This is a genomic window from Carboxylicivirga sp. M1479, from assembly GCF_007097485.1.
Taxonomy (GTDB): Bacteria; Bacteroidota; Bacteroidia; order Bacteroidales; family Marinilabiliaceae; genus Carboxylicivirga.
Map to the genome: position 1 here is coordinate 36,895 of NZ_VKDE01000015.1, position 26,212 is coordinate 63,106.

7 protein-coding genes are annotated in these 26,212 nt (G+C 40.3%); all 7 read right to left on the reverse strand.

Annotated features, from left to right (window positions below; all coding sequences use genetic code 11):
• Nucleotide 1 precedes the first annotated feature (1 nt).
• The gene (locus tag FNN09_RS10195) at nucleotides 2-7,609 is read right to left on the reverse strand and encodes a S8 family serine peptidase (protein ID WP_143302117.1); all 7,608 of its coding nucleotides are present in this window, start codon (nucleotides 7,607-7,609) and stop codon (nucleotides 2-4) included.
• Nucleotides 7,610-7,612: 3 nt separating this feature from the next.
• Nucleotides 7,613-9,082 carry an FISUMP domain-containing protein gene (locus FNN09_RS10200; RefSeq protein ID WP_143302119.1) on the reverse strand — a complete coding sequence of 490 codons (1,470 nt, stop codon included), beginning with the start codon at nucleotides 9,080-9,082 and terminating at the stop codon, nucleotides 7,613-7,615.
• A 73-nt stretch (nucleotides 9,083-9,155) separates the two neighbouring features.
• Nucleotides 9,156-16,760 carry a S8 family serine peptidase gene (locus FNN09_RS10205; RefSeq protein ID WP_143302121.1) on the reverse strand — a complete coding sequence of 2,535 codons (7,605 nt, stop codon included), beginning with the start codon at nucleotides 16,758-16,760 and terminating at the stop codon, nucleotides 9,156-9,158.
• A 127-nt stretch (nucleotides 16,761-16,887) separates the two neighbouring features.
• The gene (locus tag FNN09_RS10210; RefSeq protein ID WP_143302122.1) at nucleotides 16,888-18,390 is read right to left on the reverse strand and encodes an FISUMP domain-containing protein; all 1,503 of its coding nucleotides are present in this window, start codon (nucleotides 18,388-18,390) and stop codon (nucleotides 16,888-16,890) included.
• Nucleotides 18,391-18,429: 39 nt separating this feature from the next.
• Entirely contained in the window at nucleotides 18,430-19,944 is a 1,515-nt protein-coding gene (locus FNN09_RS10215) for a RagB/SusD family nutrient uptake outer membrane protein (RefSeq protein WP_143302124.1), read from the reverse strand.
• Between the two features lie 34 nt (nucleotides 19,945-19,978).
• Complete coding sequence (locus FNN09_RS10220) at nucleotides 19,979-23,101, reverse strand: TonB-dependent receptor (protein WP_143302126.1); 3,123 nt, start codon at nucleotides 23,099-23,101, stop codon at nucleotides 19,979-19,981.
• A 238-nt stretch (nucleotides 23,102-23,339) separates the two neighbouring features.
• Nucleotides 23,340-25,997, reverse strand: coding sequence for a hypothetical protein (locus FNN09_RS10225; protein WP_143302128.1), 2,658 nt, complete (start codon nucleotides 25,995-25,997; stop codon nucleotides 23,340-23,342).
• Nucleotides 25,998-26,212 lie beyond the last annotated feature (215 nt).

Here is a 26,212-nt window from a genome sequence, read left to right on the forward strand (position 1 = left end):
TTTACTTTACCACTATTTTACATGTACCTATTTGCTTATCATCACTCATCAATCGACACAAATAAATACCTGTAGCTAAGTTATGTACATCTAATTTTGACATCTGAATTCCCTCTTCAAATGATCCTAAGTTCATTGTCTTCTGTAGCTGTCCCTGCAAACCATAAAGCTGCAGCAAGACATCTCCTTCTTCTTTCATTTTAAAAACCACACTTGCATTACCATCTGTTACCGGGTTAGGCAATACCATAACACCTGCAGCTGATTCCAAAAATGCCTCACTAATATTTTCAAACCCATATGGTGTTGAACTCACATCATCCGGACTATTACTAATCAACACATAACTGCCTACTACAGTAAAGCCATTTTCGTGCCCATCGTCGGCAGCAAATACAACAAAACCAGTACCTGTTTGCAGAGGATGTAAGGATATGTAGCTATTACCAATTGCCATATCTATCAGCTCCGGTGTCCAGTTACCGGCATACATCCGCAATTCATCTCCGTCAGGATCAGAAAATACATCCTCAACGGTAAACGTCCTGATTTCCGGATCGGCCATATTCAGGGTAATTACACCATACTCCTCATTAAATACAGGTCTACGGTTCAAATTCTGAACCTCTACACATATGGTATCATGCGTAATATTACCACTTACATCAGCTATCTGAACCGGATAATTGTATACGCCTGCACTATTGTAGTCTGTTTTAATGGATACCTCAGCCAGATTCGGCCCGTGCTGCACCAATACAGGTACCAATGTATCATTAGTCTGCTCTATGGATATGGTCACCTCTTTACCTTCCGGATCATTAAACAGGTAATTCCAAACGGCTTCTTCGGTCTCCCTGACTTTTAGAGTATCGGTGTATTTATTAGGCCACATTTTTAATTGTGGGGCTCCATTCACATGCATTATCAACTCGAATTCATCACGCGAATGATTCTGATCATTTGTATTAACAATAATACGTGCCAAATTACTGCCAACCTCTCCCTTCTCAGGATACATGGTTGCAGTCACTTTAAGTGCTTCCCCAGGCAAAATTGTTCCTATTGATGGCTCTAACTCTACCCACTGCCCTTCTACGGCTGCGCTTACTCCTCTTATCTTCCAAACACCATTTAAACCACCTTCTTCAGCAATAGGCAGCCAGCCTCCAAATTGAGAATCCAACTGTACTGTATCGTTATAGTAAGGTGCTGTCCACGATTTCCACTCCAGATCTTTATCGCCTGGAATTTCATAAGCCATCTTGTTCGAACTGGCCGGCGGCGCTACTTCAATAAAGAATTTCTCACCTTCAGGAATGTTAATAACAGTATTAAGCGGAAAGTACACCCACTCATCCTCCACATAGCGATTGATGGTATACTGCTGCTGATAGATGGTATCGCCTCGTTGTGGCTCATCGCCACCAAGGTAAATAGCAAGCTTAACCTTCTCATTCAATGAAGTTAATTTAACAAGTGTTTGTACATGTGTTAAAGAAAAGCCACCTTCCCCGGCGATAAATTCATTAGCAAAACCTAAATGTGGTGCCTGGAATGATGTAAAATGTCCATCCGCCAAACTTTTAACATCATGTTGCACCGAGTCCATTGTTACAGGTTGTTCGGTATGGTAACGACCAGGCTCAGTAATCACTCCCGGGTATGTTTCTTCACCTCCCTTGCCTGCCACTGCAGCCAATAAATCATATTCCAATGGTGATGGACCCGCATTAGTCATAGTTATTACAAATGTCGAATCTTGTTGCAAGTGGTAGCTTTGATCCTGAGCATCCCATGTAAACACAGGTGAATCAACAAATGATGCATTCACATGTGTCGTTACATCCTTTGCATTACTTATAAACGTAATTGTTGCATCTTTAATATTCGCTTCTTCCGATAATTGTTCTTCTGAAAGTTCTACTACAGGAATATTCGAACGAAGTGTCAGGGTTTGCCATGGTAAGATTTCGAGCGGTGGAGCCAAAAGTCCTGAACTACTCATAATAATTTCATTTCCTTGCTCATCAAACAAGTCCAGGTCAGTTAACTTATCGTGGGTAATTTGATTAATAACCAACTCATTAATACCTGTATTTTTAAGAACTATTTCCCTCTCCAGAACCAGTTTGCTATGATAAATTTCATTTATCCAAATGATACTATCCTCTGTTTCCAGAACAGGTTCACCGCTATAGTTTACAAGTACCGGAATTTCAGTGCTTGGCTGTGCCAGGCTATTGGTGTGCAAGACAACTGTATCACGATATGCACCTGAATAATTTACCAGGCGACCATCCAATATCAATTGCATATCTTGTGTTTGACCTGCAGATATATTGTCTGATAAAGAAGGCATTAACACAATACTGGTAGAATCCTGAGCCATTGGTTCAAAATTCATCACCATTAAGGATTCGCCAATTACCTCTTGCTCGTCAGGGCTCTCGATACCCATTGAAAAACCCCCTTTATATCCTGACACATCCTTATAATGAAACCAAATGTAACCATCGGCCGTTAATTGCAACTGAAAGGTCATAAGGCCTTGCGATACGAAATCTACACTCTTAAAATTCGTCCATTGTAGTATCACACTGCTATCTGTGTCTTCATAATACCATACGCCATCGCCTGCTTCACTAGGCTGTAAAAAGCCATTCCAAAATGGTGCAATCATGGCTTTTAATCCATCATCTGGTAGAAAATCATAATGACTCCCTTCTGCAAATGGTTCTTCAAGTGTAGCATATCCATTATTAGATACCCAAATGGTATCATACAGCTCGCCATAAAAAGGAAATGCAAAAGGCAACTCTATCATTTCATGTTTACCATCTAAAATCTCGTACTTGGTTCCAAGACCTTTAATATTATTCCATCGGTGAAATTCTATGCCTTCCTTAGATGAGCTCATCTCAAACCCAGGAATATCCTTAAAACTCTCACTTAATGGATTTCCTGTTACATTTTTCGGATCTTTTAATTGAGTAAATAATCCATTAGTTAAGGTATAACTAAGTTCATCGGTATTGGCATCAACACTAATGCTTACTGGCACTGTACTAATTTCTCCAGCCTTTAAATCTAGCGTTAAGCTTCCATCTACGGACAGGTTATACGAAGGATCATGCCTCCCCTCACCTTTTAACATTACAGCTTCCTGACTACCATCACCATAGCTCAGTGTTAAACTACTATTGTAATCCTGAGCCTGCAAGGGTGCAAAAATGACTGGAATCTGCACATTACCATCAGCAGGTATCACAATTGGAGTCAACATATTGATTGTATAAGCAGGGTTAGCCAATGCAAGGTCTATTATTTCTCCATTTGCACTTCCGGCATTAACAACATTTAAATACAAAGTATCGGCATCACCAATTCTAAGCCAATCAAAGTCTAGCTCACTGTCGGCCGCTAATTTTGCTTCACCAGTAACATTGACTGTTAAGGCTATTTCCTCCTGGCCTGATTCGGTATTAGCTAAAACTTTAATTCTATTGTTGTATATGCCCTGATTTAACTCCAACACTGAAGGATCAATCGTAACAGGAACGCTTATAGCACTATTAACCGGCACAAGCCCTTTAAGCCTGTTGCTGGCATATACCATATTTGCATCACTCAGCGGTTCAAAACGAATGACCATGCCATCGCTTACTGTTTTAAGATTGTCAGAAAAACTCGTATACTCATACCAATCTTCCTCCAAAATACCCTGTATACCAATAGCATATTTTATCTCAGGTCGTTTATTGAGTTCTGAAACATTCTTATAACGATATTCAATAGCCCCATCCTTAAATAAGACCAGCTGGAATTCCATTTTACCTGGCGTCTCATTCGAGTGCCTTTTCACTGCCAGATTAATATCGAATGTAAATACCACTCTATCGCCAAAGCTATGGTAGTAAATATTATCTACCTCCTGGTATTTAGCATCCATCCATAGAGGGCTGAAGGCTCCACTGCCAATATCCATAAATTTAGCTTCCTCTTCTGTGAAAAAACCTAAATCTCCCCATGAGTAAAAGAACAATTGCGGCACAGATTTTCCCGGTAAAGACCATATGCCGGAAAGCACATTGTTCTCAAAAGGAAACTTCAGGCCTAAATCGATTGGTGCCGTCTGATAACGCAATGAATCACCCCGAAGCACCTGAGAAAATCCCTTTATCTCATCCCACTGATTAGCGTCTGGTCCACCGATATCATTGGAAGAAAGCATCTGATAATTTATTTTATCAGGCATTCGTCCTGTTTCTACAATTAGCTGTTCATAATCTTCGAGAGAGTATTCCAATATCGCATCTGATGAGGCATTAGTAATGGTCAACTCCAATTCTTTAACTTCACCATCTAGCAAGGTAATCGCTGTTTGATCCAAACTCAGGTTCATTATAGCAGGTGGTGTTACATCAAATACAAGATCTGCATAATACTCACCTACATTGGTAGTTACAGTTACCCGATCAAACAACTGCCCTGTACTTAAGGCTGTATAGCTAAAGGGGAGCAGTGCCTTTTCACCTGGCAAGACCGAAATGATACGATCCTGATAATCCTCCAAAATTGTATGGTCAACATTGTATAAACCAGTAACTATTAGGGTATCAAGTCCCGTATTTTGAACTTCCAAGTCTAAGGAACTTGCTACATTCTGTAATAATTTATAGGTATAAATTTCATTTACTTCACATTCAGCCTGCTGACCGCTCACTTCTAACAACACATCAATAGCAATACCTTGTTTGTTACGATCATTGGTATTAATACCAATGGACGCAGAGTGTTTACCATTGGTTAGATTCCCGGCTTCAACAGACACCAGTACTTCTTGCGATTCACCTCCATTTATCTCTCCGAAATTCGGTGCTAGATAAACATATGCACCATCTTTTCCAGTACTAAATGCACCAACCAATGGGGCAACACGCCGATAGTTCATCAACTCAAAAGCATTGATATAGGAAACTCCATTATTGGTTGATAGCAGGAAATAATCGGAATAGTCACCGGCGTAATTACTATACTCCATCACCAAGGGGTATTTCTCTTCAGGCGAAAAATACAAGACTACCCAAAAATATTCCCAACTCTCGAACTTTTGAGCTTTATATAAAGGAATGCGACAATTCTGCATACCTTCTTTATTTTCCGGCACATATTCCTGAAAGAATACCGTTTCGGCATTGGCTAAAACCCCTTCCTTACTTTTCTTTATCTCCACCTTAACAGGCGAATCGTTTAGCAAGGTATTTAACCCGAGATCCACATGGGTCATATTGAAGCTTTGATTTTCAGGGACTCTAAAGCGAGTCGCAAAAATCAAACCGGCGTTGGCATTACCAGTGCCCAATGTAAATAAGGGGCCTCCCGTGAAATAACTATAGCCTGATTTATAAGCCGTATTATCGTATTTAAAAAGTTCTGGAGAATAGGGTACCCCACTACTTTTTAACATAGAGACATCTTGCTCATACGATCGTGTCGCCTTAAAAAATTCAGGATTAGCTGCAGCTACAGCGGTAGCTTCTTCCCTCGCTTTTTCCCAATCACGGTAATTAATCCAAAAATCATTGTCATTGATAACAGAGCTATTCCAGTACAAAATACCTTCTCCAACATTTGAAAAAGTAACCGGCACCTGTGTCTTATCGGCTTGTGTCACATCAATATTTAAATAAATCTGACGTGTTGATTCGGCAAACTTAGGTTCATCAGTTGTTACAAAACTGATTATATTCGACACCTCTGACATATTGTCAAAGCGATCGCTCGAACTAATGGCCGAATAATACTTAGCCTGCTTTCGAAGGCCGGATACTGAAATAGAAACGGTATCCCCTGCATCATAAGAATTTTCAATAGTAATCAGACTTTGCTGATAAAAATTACTGTTTGTAATCGGTTCTAAAGAAAGTGCTAAGTGGAAGTACTTTGGCTGAAAATTATCACTGTCGCGTGGTACTGTCCACATTAATCGTACTTCATTATGAAATACTTCACTTGCCCTATAATCTTCAATCTTATCTGGTGCTATACTACTTTCATCTACAAGTGTATTTAAGGCATTTAATTTACCTACTCCATACTTACCCTCATCTTCAAAATCAAAGGGATCAACGGCGTTCAATAATATTTTCCTCAACTCGTCGGGACGCATGGAAGGCCCGCCATATTTTGCCAGTACGAGAGCGGCAACACCTGATACATGCGGACAGGCCATGGAAGTCCCCTGAAAAAACCCATATTCATTATCAGGCAAAGTACTCAGAACTCCACCTTCTTCATTATAGTATGCCTGATCACCTCCAGGGGCCAATATATCAAGCCATTTACCATAGTTAGTGTAAGGTGTAGGCTGCCCGGTTGGACCTGATGCACCTACTGAAATAGCTTCATCAAAGGCTGATGGATAATGGGCATGCTCGCGTCCGTCATTACCTGAAGCAGCAATAAAAATACCTCCATTCATGGGGCTGCCTTCATACTGACCTGCTTCGGCAATAAAATACTTTACTGCATCGTATACTTCCGGTTCAAAAAAACCGGGTTGCGAATACCCCCATGAGTTTTGTGAAATAACTGCTCCGTGGTCAGCTCCATAGATGATTGCTGCCGGAAAGTTTCCTTCACCTCCAGGTCTGTCATCATAAATTTGGCATGACATTAATCGAACACCATTTCCTGAGCCATCACCACCAGCTACACCGGCCACACCAATACCGTTATTAGAAACGGCACCGATGGTACCAGCAACATGCGTCCCATGTTCGTGTGCTGTTACCGGCCCTCCAAAGACAAAATTATATCCGTAAACATCATCCAAATAACCATTTTGGTCATCATCAACACCTTCTTCGCCATTTAACTCTACCTCATTCACCCATAGGTTGTCCTTCAGATCTTCATGCTCTGTATCAATACCACCGTCTACAACAGATACAATTACATCAGAACTACCTGTTGATTTAGCCCAGGCCTTTGTTAAATCAATGTCTTCATTGGCATTTCCTACCCGTCCATCATTGGCATAATGCCATTGATCGGGCAGAAGTGGATCATTAAATTCAACTGCCGTTGAGCCGCTCTTTAATTGATTATTTACAATAACCTTTTCTTTGGCTTTACCTATTAAACGAAGTGAGTCAATATTAAAATAGACAGGTCCTTCATCTGAACCAACAAACACTTTTTTATAAACAGGCTTAGCTATAGCCACATCTTCCAACAACCTGTACTGCTCAGAAATTGCTTCCGGATTCATTGAGGCATCAAATTCCAACTCGAACCACAGGTGTAAACCATATTCGCGGTGCTTAGCTTCATGCTTCAGAGAAAAAGGGAATACCCGATGAATACGTTTAATGCCAAAACCATCATTTAGGGCATCAATTGGCTCAATGCCTAAAGATGTAGTGCTATTTTGTGAATGAGCCCCTTTTAGCTGATTGACTTCTTGAAGATTCTCCTTCTTAAGTTTGATACGAATTCTTCCTTTAACAAATTCGTTTTGAGACCCAGTCACTTGCTGAGCACCTGCTAAGAGTGTAATCCCAAGACAGACAATAATAAAAATATATGATAATTTTATTCTCATTTCTTACTCCTCCGATTTAATATCACGTACATAACGCACCGAGCATGTTTGATACAAAGCTGATACTTCCTGAGTTACTGAATTATAGTGATCAAAAAACATTAACTTACACCCGTAGGTATCGGGGTTGAAACTATCAGTCCAGAGGTACCCAATTTTCCCCTGGTCAAAAAAGAAATCCTTATTTTCAACGTGGTTACCACTATAGGAAAGTAAACCACCAAATACCAAATCCAATCCGGTTTCTCCTCCATCAACTAATTTTGGCATAGCACGGTTTTCTCCCCCTAAGATCTCTACTAAATCTTTTATTTCCTGCAGTGTTGGAATACGCCATCCCTCAGGCGCCCATTCATAGGCTGCCGGGTAATTATACAATCGACCATAGTACTTTCTGTCTGCTTCCGTTTCTACGGCATATCCATCTCTAATATAGGCTTGACTTGCCTGTCCGTAGTAGAAGGACCAGGCATATTCATTAGGAGCCTGATAATAATTGAAATTCTCGGCGAACCATTCCAGTCCGTTTAATTCTACGGTATGATAATGTTGACCATCGCGTTCATCGACAAAAAGCCCCCACTTATCACGAAAATGAATATTCACGGTATCTGTTGATGTATATCCATCTAATTCCACCGTCCAGGTCAGGAAGTAATCCTCCATTGCCTGGCCTTCAAACAAGGAGGTCGCATGCTGACTCATGTACACTAGTCCACCTTCTCCTTCAATAAGGTTCCATTGGCCGTTTGCTCCTGCTGGTAAAAAGCCCTCAAGAGCAGTATATTTTATTTCGTCTTCAACCTTATTTCTGATATAACGACGATCCTCCCCTGCATCAGCACGCAAGGTGTCAGTATGTAATGCTATCGACTTCACATCCTCAACCTTAAAAGTAGAATCAACAGGGCTGTAATATACAAGTCTCCAGCTTAATTCGTAATCAGTTCCTTCTTTACCAATAAACTGTGCGATATGATTATCGGCGTGCTCAATTCGCCCGCCATCACCAGAAATAATATCCCAATGACCTATGGTCCCGAATTTCGCAGCTTCTGCTTCCAATTCAATCGACACATTATTAAATAAGGTATCGCCAACGTTTGTTGTAATTGATGCGTTTAAGGGCTTAAATGAAACCGTAATGGTTTCTGCTTTATATTCCTTTCCCTGACTCACTTCCCAGCCAAGGCGATACATCTCTCCCGGCATACCGGAAAAAGTAGACTTAGGATCCTTCTCATTGCCAAGTTCATAATGCTGTCCACTATAAACACGCCAGATCCCTTCCTGTCCTTCAGGGGGCTCTTCAGCATTTAAAGTGACTGTATAACGCTCGTTCTCAATATTGAGAAAACTTTGCCCCGCTTGAGGGTTTAGATTAATCTCATCATCCTCTTTTGAACAACGGATAAAGGTAATTGTCGTGAACAGAATAAGAGAAAGAATATGAATTGTAGTTTTTTTATTCATTACTGTTGATTGGACCAGTGAAAACTGATAATACAATAGCCCTCTCTTACCTATGACAAGAGAGGGCTACTAATTACTTAACTATTATTTTAACTGTATTTTTCACTTCATTATTTACCACAAAGCGACACAGATACAATCCTGGTGTTAATGTTGAAAAGTCAACTTGCTCCTGATTAAGGCCTTCGCCTCTTTTTGTATTCAGGTAAGCATCGATGTATTGGCCTTTCATATTGTATAATTCCAAGCGAACATCGGCATCTTCTTCCAGATTGAACAACACATTAGATGGTTGATCTTGCACCAAATTAGGTGAAATGACCATGCCCTGTGCCAATTGCTCCATCAAGTGTTCATTGCCTTCGAAACTATTTAAGTCATTAGGTACCGCATCCGGATTATTGGTAACAATTACAGTACTGTAATCGAACTTATAACCATTTTCTTTACCATCGTCGGCAGCAAAAACAAGGAAGCCAATTCCTGATGCTTTTGGATGAAGCGTAATATAATCGTACCCTAAGGCCATGTCCAAGACTTGTTGGTTAATATTACCAGCCTGCAAGTACAACTTATCACCATCCGGATCGATAAACAAATCATTGATTTTAATGATCATCGGATTTGGATCTGCCAAATTAATCTCAATGTTCCTATAAACCGGATTTAAGTATGGCGTTCGGTTCAAGTCAGCCACTTCAAATCGAATGGTATCGCCTAATACATTACCTACTGAATCGGTCAAACTTACCGGTATTTCATAATAGCCATCACTATCGTAATTGGTAATCACCTTAACCTTAGCACCATAAGCCGAAACAGTCTCAGTTATAACTTTAATGGAATCATTATTAATTTCATCCATACTGAACGTTACTGCTTCATCTTCCGGATCTTTAAAAACATAATTCAGAAAATGCGTTTCGGTTTCCACCATGCGCAAGGTATCCTGATAACTGTTCGGTTTAAATACTAACTCAGGGTAACCATTGACTTTAACATTGTAATTAATCCTGTTTTCTTTGTTAGACACATCATTGGTCACAACAATCAGTTGTCCTTCATGCTCACCTTTATTGGCGAAATCACCCGTAACAGTCGTTGTAATGTCAACTGACTCACCTCCAGCGACTGTACCATTCAATGGCTCGGCCGTTAACCACTGTCCATCATCTCCAATGGCAGTAACAGGTCTGATTTTCCATATTCGATCTGATTCAGATGGATTCCAAAGAATGCCCCACTTAAAATGATCAAAACCATACCGAATAATATCTTCCATGGCGTATTGCTCACCTATATGATTATCGTAACCCATCGCTCCGCTTTGCTTTACCGATACCCAGAAATGCTCACCATCCTGAATACTTACTGGTTCCTCAAGTGGAAAATACACCCAGTTTTCAGTCACTTGTTCTGGTATACGGTAAGATTGTCGGTAGGCTTCGATGCCCGGTATAAGCGTCGTATCTGGATCAGGCCATTTCACATTATTACCCCAATCCGTAATAGTCCAGGCTCCTTCCAAGGGAATACCACCTCCAACAGCAATGTGCAACTCCACTAACTGATTAGGATCTTGCAGGTCAATATTCACCTTCACATGGGTAATCATTAATCCACCTTCAGGGGCATTAAACAAATTCGTATACCAAGCGAGAAAAGGTTTCTGATAGCCATCGGCTAATTGTTTACGATCATGAGCCACCGAGTCGATGGTAAGAATACTACTTGTTAACAACGTACCAAACTCCTCAATATCACCTGGGTATTCACCTTCCTGAAGCTTCGGTTTAACAATAGGAAGTAGTTTATACTCAAGCGAAGTAGTACCACTGTTAGTAATTGAGAATGTATAATCGTGTTTATCACCGTTTAACATCGTAATGTTTTGATCAACCGCTGTCCATGCGAACTCAGGAGACGGTACTACATGTGCTACAAACTGAGTAGAAACACTTTCAAAATCTCCTTCAAAGCTCAGTACACCGTCAATACTTTCCAAAGCATTAACCGGCACTTGAACTAGCAGGGTATCTTTCTCCCAAGGATTCAATACTATTGGTGATACTATTGTACCAGTACTTGATCTTACTAACTGGTTTCCTTCAGCATCATACAAGCTGAGTCCCTCAAGATTAACATCCGGAATTTTATTTACAGATGCGATTCCACGCCCTTTATTGGTCAAAATGATTGCTTGTTGTGCCTTGACATTCAAAGTCACACCCTCTTTATAGATGACCTGACCTGCATCAACCGCCGTAGGCACATCAACTACGCCAACACCATTATTTACAGTCAAGCGAACAGGTACTTTTCGCAAAGCATCGGTTTTGCTTCCGCTATATAAGACCAAAGTATCTTCATATACCCCATCGGCATAGAGGTCGGCAGCTGAAAGCTGTAAATTAAAGTTAGCCGTTGTTCCAACTTTTACCACACCTGTAGATGGTGGCGTAAGAGCAAGGGTCATGTGATTGTATATTGTTTTATTGTACTTGGTTAAAGCGGATGTACGATACACTTCCATCGTTTCCGACTCATCCGGACTTTCAAGTCCATAATTTAATGGGGCGTCCCACAAATCAATATCGTAATAGTGGAAGTAAATAGAACCATCATTAACTAATTCTAACTGAAAGGTCACATCATATGACATATAGCCTCCGTCACCAATAAACTTATCCCATTGTATAATGACACGGTCGTCCAATTGACGTAGAAGTACCCCTCCTCCATTTTCATCAGGAATCATGCTTGAAACGTGAGGACCAATCATTCCCATAATACCATCCTCTTTCAAGAAATTCAGATTTACAATATCACTTTGTGGTAAGATTGGTGTGACATATCCGTTCTTAGACACCCAGATGGTATCAAATACTTCACCATAGTAGGGGAATTCAAATCCTAAATCCAGTACATACTGACCACCCTGAACAATGTGCAAGGTATCCACATCATCATAATCATTCAGGTCATCCCAACGGTGATCAGCAGCATGTATTTCTCCTTCCTGCCAATTGTAGCCGTAAATATAGGTATCGGCGTGTGCTTTAAAGCCTTCTCCTAATTGTTGGAAATCCTCTTCAGTAAAGCCTTCTCCCATTCTTTGAATATCGCGAATAGCTTTTGCGAAAATTGAATTCGTAAAACTATACTCCAAATCTGCATCTGTAGCTGCGATGGTAAACGGAATGTTTATCATCTCACCAGCATTGATTTGTTCATCAATGCTTGCTGGCAAATTCGTTATCATTACCGGGTCAACTTTTGCAGTTGCCGTAACAATTGACGAAAGCGCCTGGCCGTTTGTAAAGTTGATAATCACACTGCTTGATAGCTCGCCTGCAACACTTGGAGCGTAGGCTACCTTTAATTGTTGCGTTGAAAACGGAGCTATTTCAAATGGCAATTCGCTAAGCACAGATAATGCATTATCGCCAAACACCACTTGTCCTGCCGTAATGGTTTCAATATCACTGCCAGAATTTGTAATTGCCAGGAAAGTTTCGCCCACTTGCCCCGTATTTACCACATCAAAGGCAACTGTGTCGGCCAATGATAGTTGTGGTTCGCCTGTAACGGTTATATTAACCGGTATTTCCTGAAATAAATCAGGTGTATTGGCTTTTACACGGATGGTATTGGCGTAGCTCCCTGCAGGAGCGCCAATTTGAGATGGCTCTACTTTAAAGGTAATTTGTTGCGCTTGCCCCCTAGCTATTGAACCACCTGTATCATCAGTAGATACCAGGTTCATATCCTTCTCCGGAGCAAAGCGTAATACTAAACCATTTTTAAGTGGTTCCAGCCCATCATCCCAGCGGGCATAACTGACCGTATCAGCCTTATTAAATCCTTTAAAACCAATAACACAGTTATTTAAATTATTATTAACAATGGCATCCACATTATCGTAGCGGTACTCAATGGTTCCATCAGCAAATAAAACAACTTGCGTCCGAATATCGGGCTCATTTTTGTATTCATCTCCATTCAAATAACCGATTAATGTAAACACAAAACGATCACCAAAATCATGATAATAAGCATCCTTGAAATTAACATCAGCATCCTTACAATCCATGTTTACGAAGGCAAATCCAGTATTCACCCCATTTTCATCTTTACCAGCCCCATAAATTTGAAGGAACCTATTCAATACCAATTCACTTAACTCGGTATGGAAGAATGGGAAGTCATGCTTCAGCTTAATGCGATGTGCATTATAAAAATCGCTTGGATATATTTCGGCATATGGCTCAATGTTTTCCCATGAATTTGCTACCGGACCACCCACATCATCAGAAGTTGTAATTGTATAGCTTCCTCCATTGAGTTGATAACCATTATAAACACGCGTACTATGATACTCATTGATATCATAAGCTAAAACGGAACCCGTTCCGGTATTAGTAATATCCACTAATATATCTGCTGAACCATTATAAGGTACTACAACATCAACAGCAGAGGCTGCAGAAACGGTCATGGTGGGTGCTTCAGCACTGCGCACCTGGGCCGTCATCACCTGATCGCCTATATTTGTATGAACGGTGATATCTTCATTATAGATACCTGTTTGTGTAGTCAGGTAGTTCAATGGGATACTAAGCTTTTGCTGAGGTAAAATGTTGATGGAGTCTTCAAATGCTTTGGTGTAATAACCATTAACATCACTAACATCTTTGATGGTCAAGGTATCGTAACCACTGTTAACCACATCAAACAAGAACTCCTGTTCTACATTGGCAAAAGCATCAAAGGTATAAATATCCTCAGCTTTAAACCCGGCTACTTGTCCGCTTACATTTACTTTTACATCAATAGCAACCCCAGGTTTAAATATATCGGTTGTATATACCGACAAAGTAGCCATGTGTTTACCATTGCTTAAGTAATTGGCATCAACAGTGACCTTTACATCCTGAGGTTGACCAGCCTTAATAGAACCTGATGTCGGATCAATAAATACATAAGCACCATCGGCACCAGATGTTAGCGCTCTAACAGTGGGTACTTTATTACGGCCAACTGTATGATAGGCCTCATTATAGGTGTAACCATTGTTGGTTGACACCATAAAAGCACCTTCGTAATAAGGGGCATTTTGCTCCACTACCAAGGGATAAGGTTCTTCCTTTGGGAAATGCAGTACCACCCAGAAATACTCTTCCTCGTGCATATTCTGCGGTTGATAAAGTGGCATTTTCCAAAAGTTCATCACATTAACTGTATCTACGAAAAACTCCTGAACAAATACGGTATTGGCATCTTCAATCCGTTCGCTGCCTCGTTTAACTTCAATGGTAACTGGCTTTTCTTTTTGGGTAAAATACAAAGCCATTTCAATGTGTGTCAAATTAATAGGTCCCTGAAAACGGGTTCCGTATATCAGACCCGCATTTGGTGAACCGGAACCTACAACATCGTAATAGCCATTACCAGTCTCATACGATTGTCCGCCTACACTAATTGTTTGGTCATTTAAAAAGTGCTCTTTTGTCCCACTTTTTAAACCACCTTCTTCACTTTGTAAATAAGGTCGCGTAGCATGATATAGTTGTGGTTCGGCAGCAGCTGCTGCAGCCTGCTCGCTAATCGTCTCTTCCCAATCAGCTAGGTCTATCCATAATTTGCTATTGTTCATGGTTTCGCTGGCCCAATGCACCAAACCTTCACCATCATTAGAAAACTGAATGTTTTTTGATTCAAGTGCCAGCTGCGACACATCGATATCGAAGAACAGTTCGCGTGTTGACTCCTTAAAATAGGGTGCATCGGTTGTAGTTACTTCCAATACATTAGAAATAACAGATGTATTGCCATAACGGTCAGAAGACTTAACGGCAAAATAATAATTTGTCTGTTTTTGCAAGCCGGGAAAACGAATCTGTACGTTTTTACCTGCTTCATATGGGTTTTCCAGATCGAAAACCTGTGCCTGATCAAAGTTTTTGGCCGTTAATAAACTACCGCTAACGGCTAAATGAAATTTAATCGGTCGGAAGTCATCGGAATCAACCGGTACTGTCCACTCCAGAGACAATTCATTGTGTGCAATATCAAAAGCACTTAAATCGTCAATCGCATTGGGCGCAATACGTAAATCCTCTGCTAAGGCATTTAAGGCATTCAGGTTTCCTATTCCATAGTTATCATTGTGTTCAAATGTTAATCCGGTGGTCGAACCTAATATCATTTGTTCTAATTCGGCAGCTGTAAAAGACGGTCCGCCAAACTTAGACACCACCAATGCAGCCACACCTGAAACATGCGGACAAGCCATGGATGTTCCCTGCTGATAACCATATTTATTGTTCGGCAAAGTACTCAACACTCCCCCTTCAGGGCCGAATGAGCCACTTTGATCTCCTCCCGGAGCAACAATATCTACCCATGGTCCATGGGTTGTATAGGGCGCATTATTTCCTTCCGGCCCTGTCGAACCTACTGCAATTACCTCGTCGTGTGCGGCCGGGTAATGTTCTTCATTTTTCCCAGAGTTACCAGATGCGAAAAATAATATACCTCCTTGCATTGGACTGCCTTCATAGTAACCTGCCTCTTCCTTAAAATATTTAATGGCATCTAGTACTTCAGGCTCCCAATAACCAGGTGTTGAATAACCCCATGAATTTTGCGAAATAACAGCCCCATTATCTGCACCATACACAATGGCTGCTGCAAAACCTTGACCACTACCGCCCCTGGTATCATAGGCCTGACATGACATCAGGCGCACTCCATTACCTTTTCCGTCTTGAAAATCACCACCGGCAATACCCGCAACACCAATGCCATTGTTAGAAACTGCAGCAACCGTTCCGGCAACGTGTGTTCCGTGAAAATGAGCTGTTACCGGGCCACCATAAACAAAGTTAAAGCCATGAATATCGTCAATGAAACCATTTTGATCATCATCCACTCCAGGCTCACCATTTAACTCAGCTTCGTTCACCCAAAGGTTATCTATTAAGTCTTCATGTTTAGGATCTATACCACCATCTACAATGGCCACCACCACATCAGTACTACCTGTTTCTTTAGCCCAGGCTTTAAATAAGTCAATATCAACATTTTCCGCACCAATGGTTCCATCGTTTTCATAGTGCCATTGGTTCACCAATTCAGGATCATTAAATGCAACAGCTTCATTTGCATTATCAGACGTACTTTTTAAGGTACTTGCAGAATGACTGCCGGCGGAAGCAACTAGCCTTAAGGAATCGACATTTACCTCAACAGGTGTGCCCTCCCCTTCAATAAATATTTTTTTATACACCGGCTTAGCAATGGCCACATCTTCTAATTCGGCATACAAGGCCGCTATTCCATTAGGATTTTCAGAAACATCAAAATCCAATTCGTACCATAAATGTAAATCGTGTTTACGGTGACGCTCTTCGTTTTTAGGAGAAAATGGAAATACACGACTGATGCGTGTGACGCCCATATCATCGCTTAACTGATCAATACGCTGTACCCCAAGCACATTGGACGTACCTGTGACATTTGCCCCTTTTAATGAGCCCAGCTCCTGTAATTGTTCTTTATGGAGCTTAATTCTGATTTTTCCCTTAACGATGTCGTCCATCGGCACCTGAGCCTGAACAGCCAGCACTTGCAGCAAAACAACTATTAAGAGAAAATAATATTTTAATTTCTTCATATGAATACTATTATTCTTGATGACAAACAGAAATGAACATGGATTACAACAACGCCTTCGCCTCTAGACAACTACACGTAATCACAACTTAAGTTCCACGTACCATTAAGCCTTATCTTTAAATCATTTATTCACTTACTTCCCTGACATAGCGTACAGAAATACCTGTGAAGAAAGCAGACATCGGTATCTCGTGAATCCCTCCGTAATTACTACTGATATGAGCACCAAAAGATTGAAACTTCTCAGCATCGTAATCAGATACCATGTAATAAGCCGCAATACCTTGTTCGGCGAAATAATCTCTCTGCTCCGGACGATCGTTGCTGTATGCTATGCTTCCACCATATATCAAATCCAAACCTGTCTTTCCTCCATGCAAAAGATCATCTGTAGTCATACCTTCAGAAGTAAGGTAGACCATTAAAGCTTCGAACTCATCAAAGCTAGGCAAACGCCAACCATCAGGTGGTGTGTCGAATAAGGCCGCATAATAGTTATAGAGTCGTCCGTAATGTTTTCTATCTTCTTCACCTTCCACGGGCACGCCATCCTTGATTTGTGCACGGGCTGTTTGACCATAATACCAAGATCGGATATACTCGGTGTAAGGGTGTACACCTTCTGAATATGGCTTACTATCGTAATTGTAATTATCAGCCATCCATTCCAAACCGTTTAGGACTACAAAACGGTAATTCTGATCGTCACGAGGATCGGTCCACATGCCCCAAAGATCACGGAAGCGTATCTCAACCGTGTCTGTCGAAATATAGTTATCAACCTGAACCGTCCAAAGTAGTTGATAGATTTGATCAGCTGAACCTTTAAATACGGAACTGGCATCATTGGCAGCTAATACTTCTCCATCAGTCGACCCCAGTAAAGTCCACACGCCTGTTCCACCAGCTGGCAAAACCGCATTTAAGTTAGTATACTTAATACTTGCTTCTTTCGCAGTAATAATATCCAGGTTGTTTTCACCTGCATTGGCACGCAAAGTATCGGTATGAAAAGATACTGATTTATGTTCCTGAACCTTAAAAGAAGAATCAACAGGACTGTCAAATGATAATATCCAATTTAATTCATAGTCAGTCGCTTCTTTACCAATAAACTGCGCAATATGATTATCTGCATGTTCAATTCGTCCGCCATCGCCTGAAATAATTTCCCAACGACCTTCGGCACCAAACTGTGCAGCTTCTGCTTCTAGTTCAATCGACACATTATTAAATAAGGTATCGGCCACATTTGATACAATAGATGCATTCAATGGCTTAAATGAAACCGTAATGGTTTCCGCTTTATATTCTTTTCCTTGACTGATTTCCCAGCCCAGGCGATAGATTTCACCCGGAACACCATAAAAATCAGATTTGGGATTATTCTCATTCTCAAATTTATAATGCGTCCCACTATAAACGCGCCAGATTCCTTCCTGACCTTCTGCTGGTTCCTCTGCATTTAGAGTTACCACATACCCCTCGCTCTCAACATCCAGAAAACTCTGCCCCGCATTTGGGTTGAGATTCACGATGTCGTCATCTTTGGAACAATTACTAAGTACCAAAATGATACTTAGTAAAATTCCAATCTTTGTTAAACACTTATTTATTTTCCCAATCATAGACAATATTTTACCCTTTTATTAATTTCTTTTTTTTAATTAATAACCTGGGTTTTGGTCTGCTTCTGTTAAAGCACTATTGTTATCAATCTCACTTTGTGGAATTGGAAACGTCAGGCGGTAGTAATCCTCATCGCCAAATTGGAAATCCCACTTCGCCCAGTGGTGACCATTACGTTTGAATGGCAGGCTGCGACGTTTGATATCATTCCAGCGGAATCCTTCTCCAACTAATTCTTTTCGTCGTTCCAGTAAAATTTCATCTATTAATTCTTGCCCTGTTTTAACGGATTTAATTGCTCCAGGGAATGCTCTCTTCTGAATAGCATGTAATAAATTCTGCGCCTCAGAATAATTGCCTAATTCAGCTTCACACTCGGCTTCTATTAGGTACATTTCTGAAGCACGCATACTAATACGCTCTGCATAACCCGTTTGTCCGTTAATACTTTGAAATTTCAAAACCACATAATTATCCGCATCCAACGGACTGTCCTCTTCATCGCCATCCCATCGTATCATCAGGTCGCGGCCATGAGGGAACCAATTTTTACGAACATCAAAATCATTGTAAGTATCCACGAAACTCGTGTCAGCTCGCATAGAACTATAACCACTTACAGGAAAGTAGAAAGAAGGAATAGAACCATATATACCATTATCATCTGCTGTATATTTAATCGAATACAGGGTCTCACTGTTTGGATAATTAAAACCACTAACTAACCCTTCTACTCCCATTAATTGTATATCTTTTTTAGCAATTGCGGCATGGTCACGTGCTTTCTCCCAGTTATGCATATCTAAATAAGTGCGGGCTAAAACGGCATTTGCCGAACGTACATTAAAAAAAGCTGTAGAATCCTGATACATCCTTGGACGCTCGCTTAAAGGCAGCCCTTCAACTTCAGTAGCATAATCTTTTAACATAGGGATAGCTTCTTCTAAATCCTGAAGAATCTGTCCATAGATATCACCTACCGTCGAACGAGCAATGTCCTCTTCATCCCATTCCTTAACCATATTGGCATTTAAAATACCCGGTGCACTCGGATTTACAGAATAAGCCTCGCCATACATTTGGACCAACTTTAGCATAGTATGTGCACGCATTACTTTCGCTTGTCCTTTAAGGTTACCCTTTTGAGCATCAGTAGCATCCGGTACTTTATCGGCATTTTCGATGATCTGGTTAGCTTGATAAAGCAAGAAATATCCATTAGTCCATGGGTCTTCAACCCATCTATAATTAGCCAAGCTTTCCAACTGATATACTGACAAAAACCATCCCCAATTACGTTTAGAGTCTAAAAGCACATCTTCACCTACTAAATCAGCAATAATTGGCACATATAAACCTTCAAAAAAGTAAGCACTATTGTTATTGTACATTCCAACCAGAGCCGACTCAGCATTGGTAATAGATTCAAAAGCTTCATCATACGATATTGCTGTTTCCGGCTTGGTATTCAGAAATTCATCGTTACAAGATACCGTTGAAACTATAAGAGCAGCTACAACAACTATCTTTATATATTTATTTAAATACTTCATCTCTTTATAAATTTTATTATCCCAATTATCAATTCTACAAATCCATTTTAATACCCATAGTATAAGTTTTCACACCTGGTATGTTATTATTGGTTGTTCCACTTAAGGCTCCTTCCGGATCAAAGCCTTTGAATTTTGTGAAGGTTAAGAGGTTTTCTGCTGAGACAAAAACCTTTAAACCTTGCATCTTTAGCCTAGAACAAATCGTTTGAGGTAAATTATAGGTTAATGAAATATTCTTAAGTCGAAGATATGAAGCATCTTCTAAAAAACGTGTTGAAGGTTGATCACTGTTACTTAAGTTATTTTGCACATACTTTGGCACATTGGTATAACGATTATTTGGTGTCCATGCGTCAAGTGCATCTGTTGATAAATTATAACCAGTATTTCGACCATCATGCATATTACCAGCATAATCATAGTTGTAAATCTGACCACCTACACTAAAATACCAATTAAAGGCGAAATCAAAATTCTTATAGGTCAGCATATTTGAGAATCCACCATAGAAATCTGGCAAAGCAGATCCCTGTCGTGTACGTTCGGCGTCCTCATATTGGTTAGTCACCATCCGCCCTGAACCATTGGGATCATTAAAAGCAGAACCTGGTTCTACACTATTGTCTTCGTCATCAGACAGTACATTGGTGTACCATAAAGGATCACCATTGTTCGGATTGACACCAGCCCATTCTTTCATGAAAAATTGATGCCTATCCCCTCCTGGCTCAAGCATTTGGGTAGCACCTTTAATACGATCCTGCTCCAGATTTATGATTTCATTACGGTTAGCTGTAATGTTGAAACCGGTTTCATTATAAATTGCACCAAACTTTTTTCTATAGGTTAACATGGCTTCAACACCATAATTTTTCATGGCTCCCAGATTAGTCGTAATGCTGGTAAAACCTTTTGCTGAAGATAAAGGGCGGCCATATAGTAGACCATCAGACTTCTTTTGGTATAATTCGACTGTCGCAGATAAATGTCTAAAAACGGTTGCTTCAATACCAAAGTTACTTGAGGTCATTGACTCCCAGTGAATATCGGAATTTGGTGGCTGAATTGCACCAATACCTGGGTACCCTCCATACTTAGCACCTCCACTGTATAAACCAAGTGATGTATAATTACCAATATTATTATTACCGGACGTACCATAACTGGCTCTCAATTTAAGATCGTTTAACCAAAGAATATCTTGCATCCAATCTTCCTGCTTAATACGCCAACTACCACCAACTGAATAGAACAAACCATATTTATGCTCCGCTCCAAATCGTGAACTACCATCGGCACGAACACTAGCACTAACATAATATTTACTGTTGTAATTATACTTTGCCTGAGCTAAATATGAAATCAAATTAGATTCCGAACTGCTACTACTAGGTGTTTCTGGTTGACTCCCCCAAGTTAGATCGTATTTATTTGGGAGTGCAAAGCGAGATGCCTGAGCACTCATGCTTTCACTATAAACACCTGAAGCCTCCTGACCAGCAATAACTTCTAAACTGGATAAGTCGGTATATTTATTCCATGAAGCAACATTCGAAATGGTCCATACATAACCTTCTCCAGAGGACATAGAACTTACTCCGCTCTTTGCTGCTCCATTACCATGGTAAGGATTAGTGTATGACAATCCTTTAGAATGATTGTAATCAACCGAACCTGTCGTTTTGAATGATACGGTTGGTAATATTTTAACATCAATAAATGAACTTAACATGCTACGCATGCCTTTTGAACGATTAATGTCCATCTCGGCCAAAGCCACTGGGTTAAAATCTATTAAAGCCCTATTACCCCAGGCCCATGACCCATTAGGCATATAAACCGGTGAAGCAGCATTAATAATTTCAGCAGCATACGTTGGATTAGCCCCAGCTGTACCAGGGCTATGTCCGTTTGTTACACTGTATGACATCAAACTGTTAACACCAGCAGTAATAAAGCTATTGACTTTGTGTGATACGTTAATTTTACTACTGTAACGCTTGTAATTTGAGCTTAATACTGTACCACTATCATCGTAGTAACCTAATGAGAAATAGACTTTAGTATCTTCTGTTCCTCCAGATACATTTAAGTTATAATTCTGTACAATACCGGTTTTGTAAACTTCGTCACGCCAGTTGGTATTAGTACGGACTTCTGTACCAGGAATTAATTTACCATTATCATCCAATGGTTTCTCGAGCCCGAAGGGATTATAACCAACTACGCCTTCTACTTCATCATGTGCTTTTCCAACACTATATCTATGTGGATCACCACCATATATATCCTGAAACTCTTTCCATCCAGCATCTCCTTCTGTTGGTACATTATCAATGTAGCGATTATAGATGCCCATCCAAGAGTGTTCGTAGAACTGGGTAGAATTCATTAATGGATAACCATCGGAAATACGATTGGCGATACCCCTCTGTGCGCTAAAAGAAATACGTGTTTTACCGGCTTTACCTTGCTTGGTGGTAATAATGATTACACCATTAGCGGCACGTGAACCATATAAAGAAGCCGATACAGCATCTTTCAATACTGTTGTACTCTCAATATCATTGGGGTTAATTGAGTTTAGTCCACCTTCAATAGGCACCCCATCAACAATGTATAAAGGTGAGCTACCTGCTGACATTGAACCAATACCTCGAATTATGACCTGAGCATTTGCTCCCGGTTGACCTGAAGAGCTGGTCACCTGAAGTCCTGCAGTCGTCCCCTGAAGGGCTTTTTCGAATGATGTTACCGGGCGGTTTTCAATCACTTCGGCGTCGACCACTTGTGCAGCCCCAGTGTATGCTTCCTTAGTTGTTGAACCATAAGCTACTACCATTACTTCATCTACTATTTCACTGTCTGGCGCCATTGTTACATCAATGTTTGTACGCCCGTTCACTACCTCTTTCACTGCTTTCATCCCGATAAATGAATACACAATGGTAGCATCAGAAGGAACCTCTAATGAGTATAAGCCATCAATATTAGTGATGGTACCTGTTGTTGTTCCCTCGATAAATACATTCACCCCCGGTAATGTTAAGCCGGTAGCTGCCTCAGTCACTGTTCCTTGTACCTGATTGGTTTGCGCCGTTGCTGACACTATAAACACCAGGCTTAAAAGAAATCCCCACAGAAAACTTTTCATTCGTTTATTTTTAGTTTATCGCAAATGCTATCACCATCGCTGGTGATCTTACACCTGCAACGTCATTCGCCTATTTAATAATAGTTGTTACAAAAATTTGATTGGGTTGGAGTTTAGCAAACCATTTACTTCCGTTTGCCAAGGAAAAGGGAAAGTTCCCTGGTGGCGCTATTTGTTTCCGGCAAATATGAGCGACACCAGGGAAATATTTCCTTAGAGATTATTAGTTGTGTGTAAATTACACAGCGTTTGTTATATTAGTCTTGATATATTCAATAAAAGCAACTTCATCCATGTCACTCTTGATTTTCCAATCGGTAACAGGGTCACCATTTTGATCAATGTATTCAGGATAAAGATCAAGGTTCATTCCATCTGCACCTTTTACATATAAAGTCACACAGCTTCGTCCGTCAGGTGTTGCCACATGCGTTGATAATTCAACACCTTCGATGAATGATTTTAAGAAAGGTAGTTTTTGTCCTTCATTGATAGCAATCGAAACTAAACTAAAGCTTGTTGTTGTTTCAGTAAATGAAGCCAGATTGTTTAATACATTACTTAAATCAACATCTCCACCATAAGTAATAATATCAACCTTTTCCAAAGCCGTAAGCAATGGTAGTGGAGCTGAGATAGATACCGGAGCCGTACCCGCACTCTGCCATTTCATGGTATACTTAGCACATGATGCCAATAAAGGTAACTTAATATCTATGGCACCAGCAGCTTCTCCAATATTGCCTACCGCCATAAACAAATCACCAACTGAAGCTAACTTAGGCATATCAACAATAGTACCATTAGCAGTAATACCGTTAATTTTAAGCGTACTGTTTAGTGTTTCAAGATTAGCCATTCCAACTTTTGTAACACCGTTTGAAAATTCAAGCATATTTGCCGATGTTAAAGCATCGAAACCAACTACCTGATCCCACATACCTGAGAACTTAACTCTACCAACAATCGTTGTTACATTAGCAAACTGTGTCGAATTCCATGACATTGCCTGCTCGGTTTTATTTTCTATCACTAAAGAGTTTAATTCAGTAGCAACTGGCAATAACTGAGAAATATCGTAGGCCGAATGGTTAAACGATATCAATAAGTCTATACCTGTTCCGGCTAATGTACTCAAGCCTGCATATGATTCTACTGGGTATAACTCTGTTGTATATGGGTCCCCAACAATGTCAGGATAAATCTTGTCATACACTTTTACGCCAGTAGGCTCGTTGCCAGCTGCGAACATTTTATCCCAATCTTGCATACCACCATAAACTTCAACGCTGGTTACCGAGGCGTTTGCAAAGCCCGTTGCAATCGCTTGTTCTCCGCCATTCAGTACAAGTCTATTGACTGTTGCCGTATGGGAAAAGAAATCTGTAACCAATCCTGCGTTATCATCTCTTTCATATAGTTTAGAAGCGTCAATGATCACAGTTGGAAAACTTGTTACACCAGAGAATGCATCAGCTGTAATCTCCACATCAGGCGATATAACAAGTGTAGCTCCACGGTTGGCGGAGTTAAAAGCATTCACGCCACTGATCTCCCCTTGCATAACCACAGTATTTGGTAACCCAACTAAGCTCGTAAAAGCAGTAAACTTAGCCATTTGACCTTGAATGTTAATTAACTTTGGCTTACCTGTCATACTGATCAAGGCCATTACCTCACGTGTTTTTACCGGCGCATAGCTCTGCTCTTCCCACTTACCTGTATTAATATAAATCTCAGTGTTGTACTGCTTAATATCAACAACATTATTAAGAATAGAAGTTAACATACGGTTATTATCAAAGGTGATATTACCCTGTATAGATGTTAACGAAGAAGGGCTAAATGATTTTAGACCAACCAAAGGTTGCCCCCAGTCACCACCAGCATGGTTATTTGTAACCATTAGGTCACCATTAATGGTCGTCAATGTTTGAGAAATTACCTCATCAATTGTATTACCTTCAAATACAACATCTCCATTAATTTCTGCACCTAAAAATTCAAACGTAGTCATGAAACAGTTAGCAACATATACATTTCCCGCTACATCAGGCAACTGGAAAGCTGCTGTTTTCACGCGTGAGATTTCAACATCGCCTGGTATAGGAGCGCCATTTAAGTTAATAGCAACATCCACATCGTATTGACTAGGAGCATTAACATAAAGGTCTAAAGTTAACCCACCTAACATCTGCAGACCTGCAAAACTAAGTGTATTTAAATTGTTGAATCTGCTATTGTTGCCTTCTGCAATCAGACTTAACTCACCACGATGCACAATCAGGTCATTTAATACAATAGATTCCAAAGTAGACTTAGGGCTTACCTGTAAACTACCACCAATTGATTTTAAACCCTCAAAACTAACAGCTGCATCATCAGTATTAATAACTAAGTTACCACCAATGTGTCCAAGACCTGCAATAGTACCTACTGTTGACTCAACATAGCCACCAATCCATTTAGCACCATTTAACTGAGCTGCCTGCTCTGGTGTTGACACATGAACAAACCCTGTAACAATGCTTGCACCAGCTTCTGTGAAAGCGGCGTAATCAGCATCTGTCAGCAGGTTTCCATAATAAATAGACGCAGCATTGGCATCAACCTCCTGGTTTATGGCTTCCAACTCAGCTACTAAGTCTAATAATTCTTGCGTTTGGTCACTTAACTTTCCATCTTGCTCCTGATTTTTCGCAACTAATTCCGCAATTCTTGCTTCTAAGGCAGCAACTTGCGCTTCTAAAGTAGCCTGTTGAGTCTCCTCCAGTTCAGTCACGTGCTCATTTAAGTCATCAATTTGCTTTTGTAGATCATCGATATCATCACCAACACAGCTACCAAAGGTAACCATCCCGGCCACTAACATCATTGAAAAAATTTTTCTTTTCATAATTAATTTTTAAATATTACTGATTAAATTGTTAGAGGCATCGTAAGCTTTTGCAAATAGCCTGCAAGGCATTATGTATGCTAGCTTTTCAGATTGTTTACGCCTTCTTATGTCACCACTAACCATATTAATATCTTAACAATGAGCACTAACGCATCATTCGTGTAATTTTCTTCTAGTGGGGCTTAGGTTATTTCTTTTGTTGCTAATCCAAA

What these genes read in the sequence shown, in the direction of transcription:
- FNN09_RS10195 (WP_143302117.1), bottom strand. Translation starts at nt 7,609, where the DNA reads ATGAGAATAAAATTATCATATATTTTTATTATTGTCTGTCTTGGGATT.
- FNN09_RS10200 (WP_143302119.1), bottom strand. Translation starts at nt 9,082, where the DNA reads ATGAATAAAAAAACTACAATTCATATTCTTTCTCTTATTCTGTTCACG.
- FNN09_RS10205 (WP_143302121.1), bottom strand. Translation starts at nt 16,760, where the DNA reads ATGAAGAAATTAAAATATTATTTTCTCTTAATAGTTGTTTTGCTGCAA.
- FNN09_RS10210 (WP_143302122.1), bottom strand. Translation starts at nt 18,390, where the DNA reads ATGATTGGGAAAATAAATAAGTGTTTAACAAAGATTGGAATTTTACTA.
- FNN09_RS10215 (WP_143302124.1), bottom strand. Translation starts at nt 19,944, where the DNA reads ATGAAGTATTTAAATAAATATATAAAGATAGTTGTTGTAGCTGCTCTT.
- FNN09_RS10220 (WP_143302126.1), bottom strand. Translation starts at nt 23,101, where the DNA reads ATGAAAAGTTTTCTGTGGGGATTTCTTTTAAGCCTGGTGTTTATAGTG.
- FNN09_RS10225 (WP_143302128.1), bottom strand. Translation starts at nt 25,997, where the DNA reads ATGAAAAGAAAAATTTTTTCAATGATGTTAGTGGCCGGGATGGTTACC.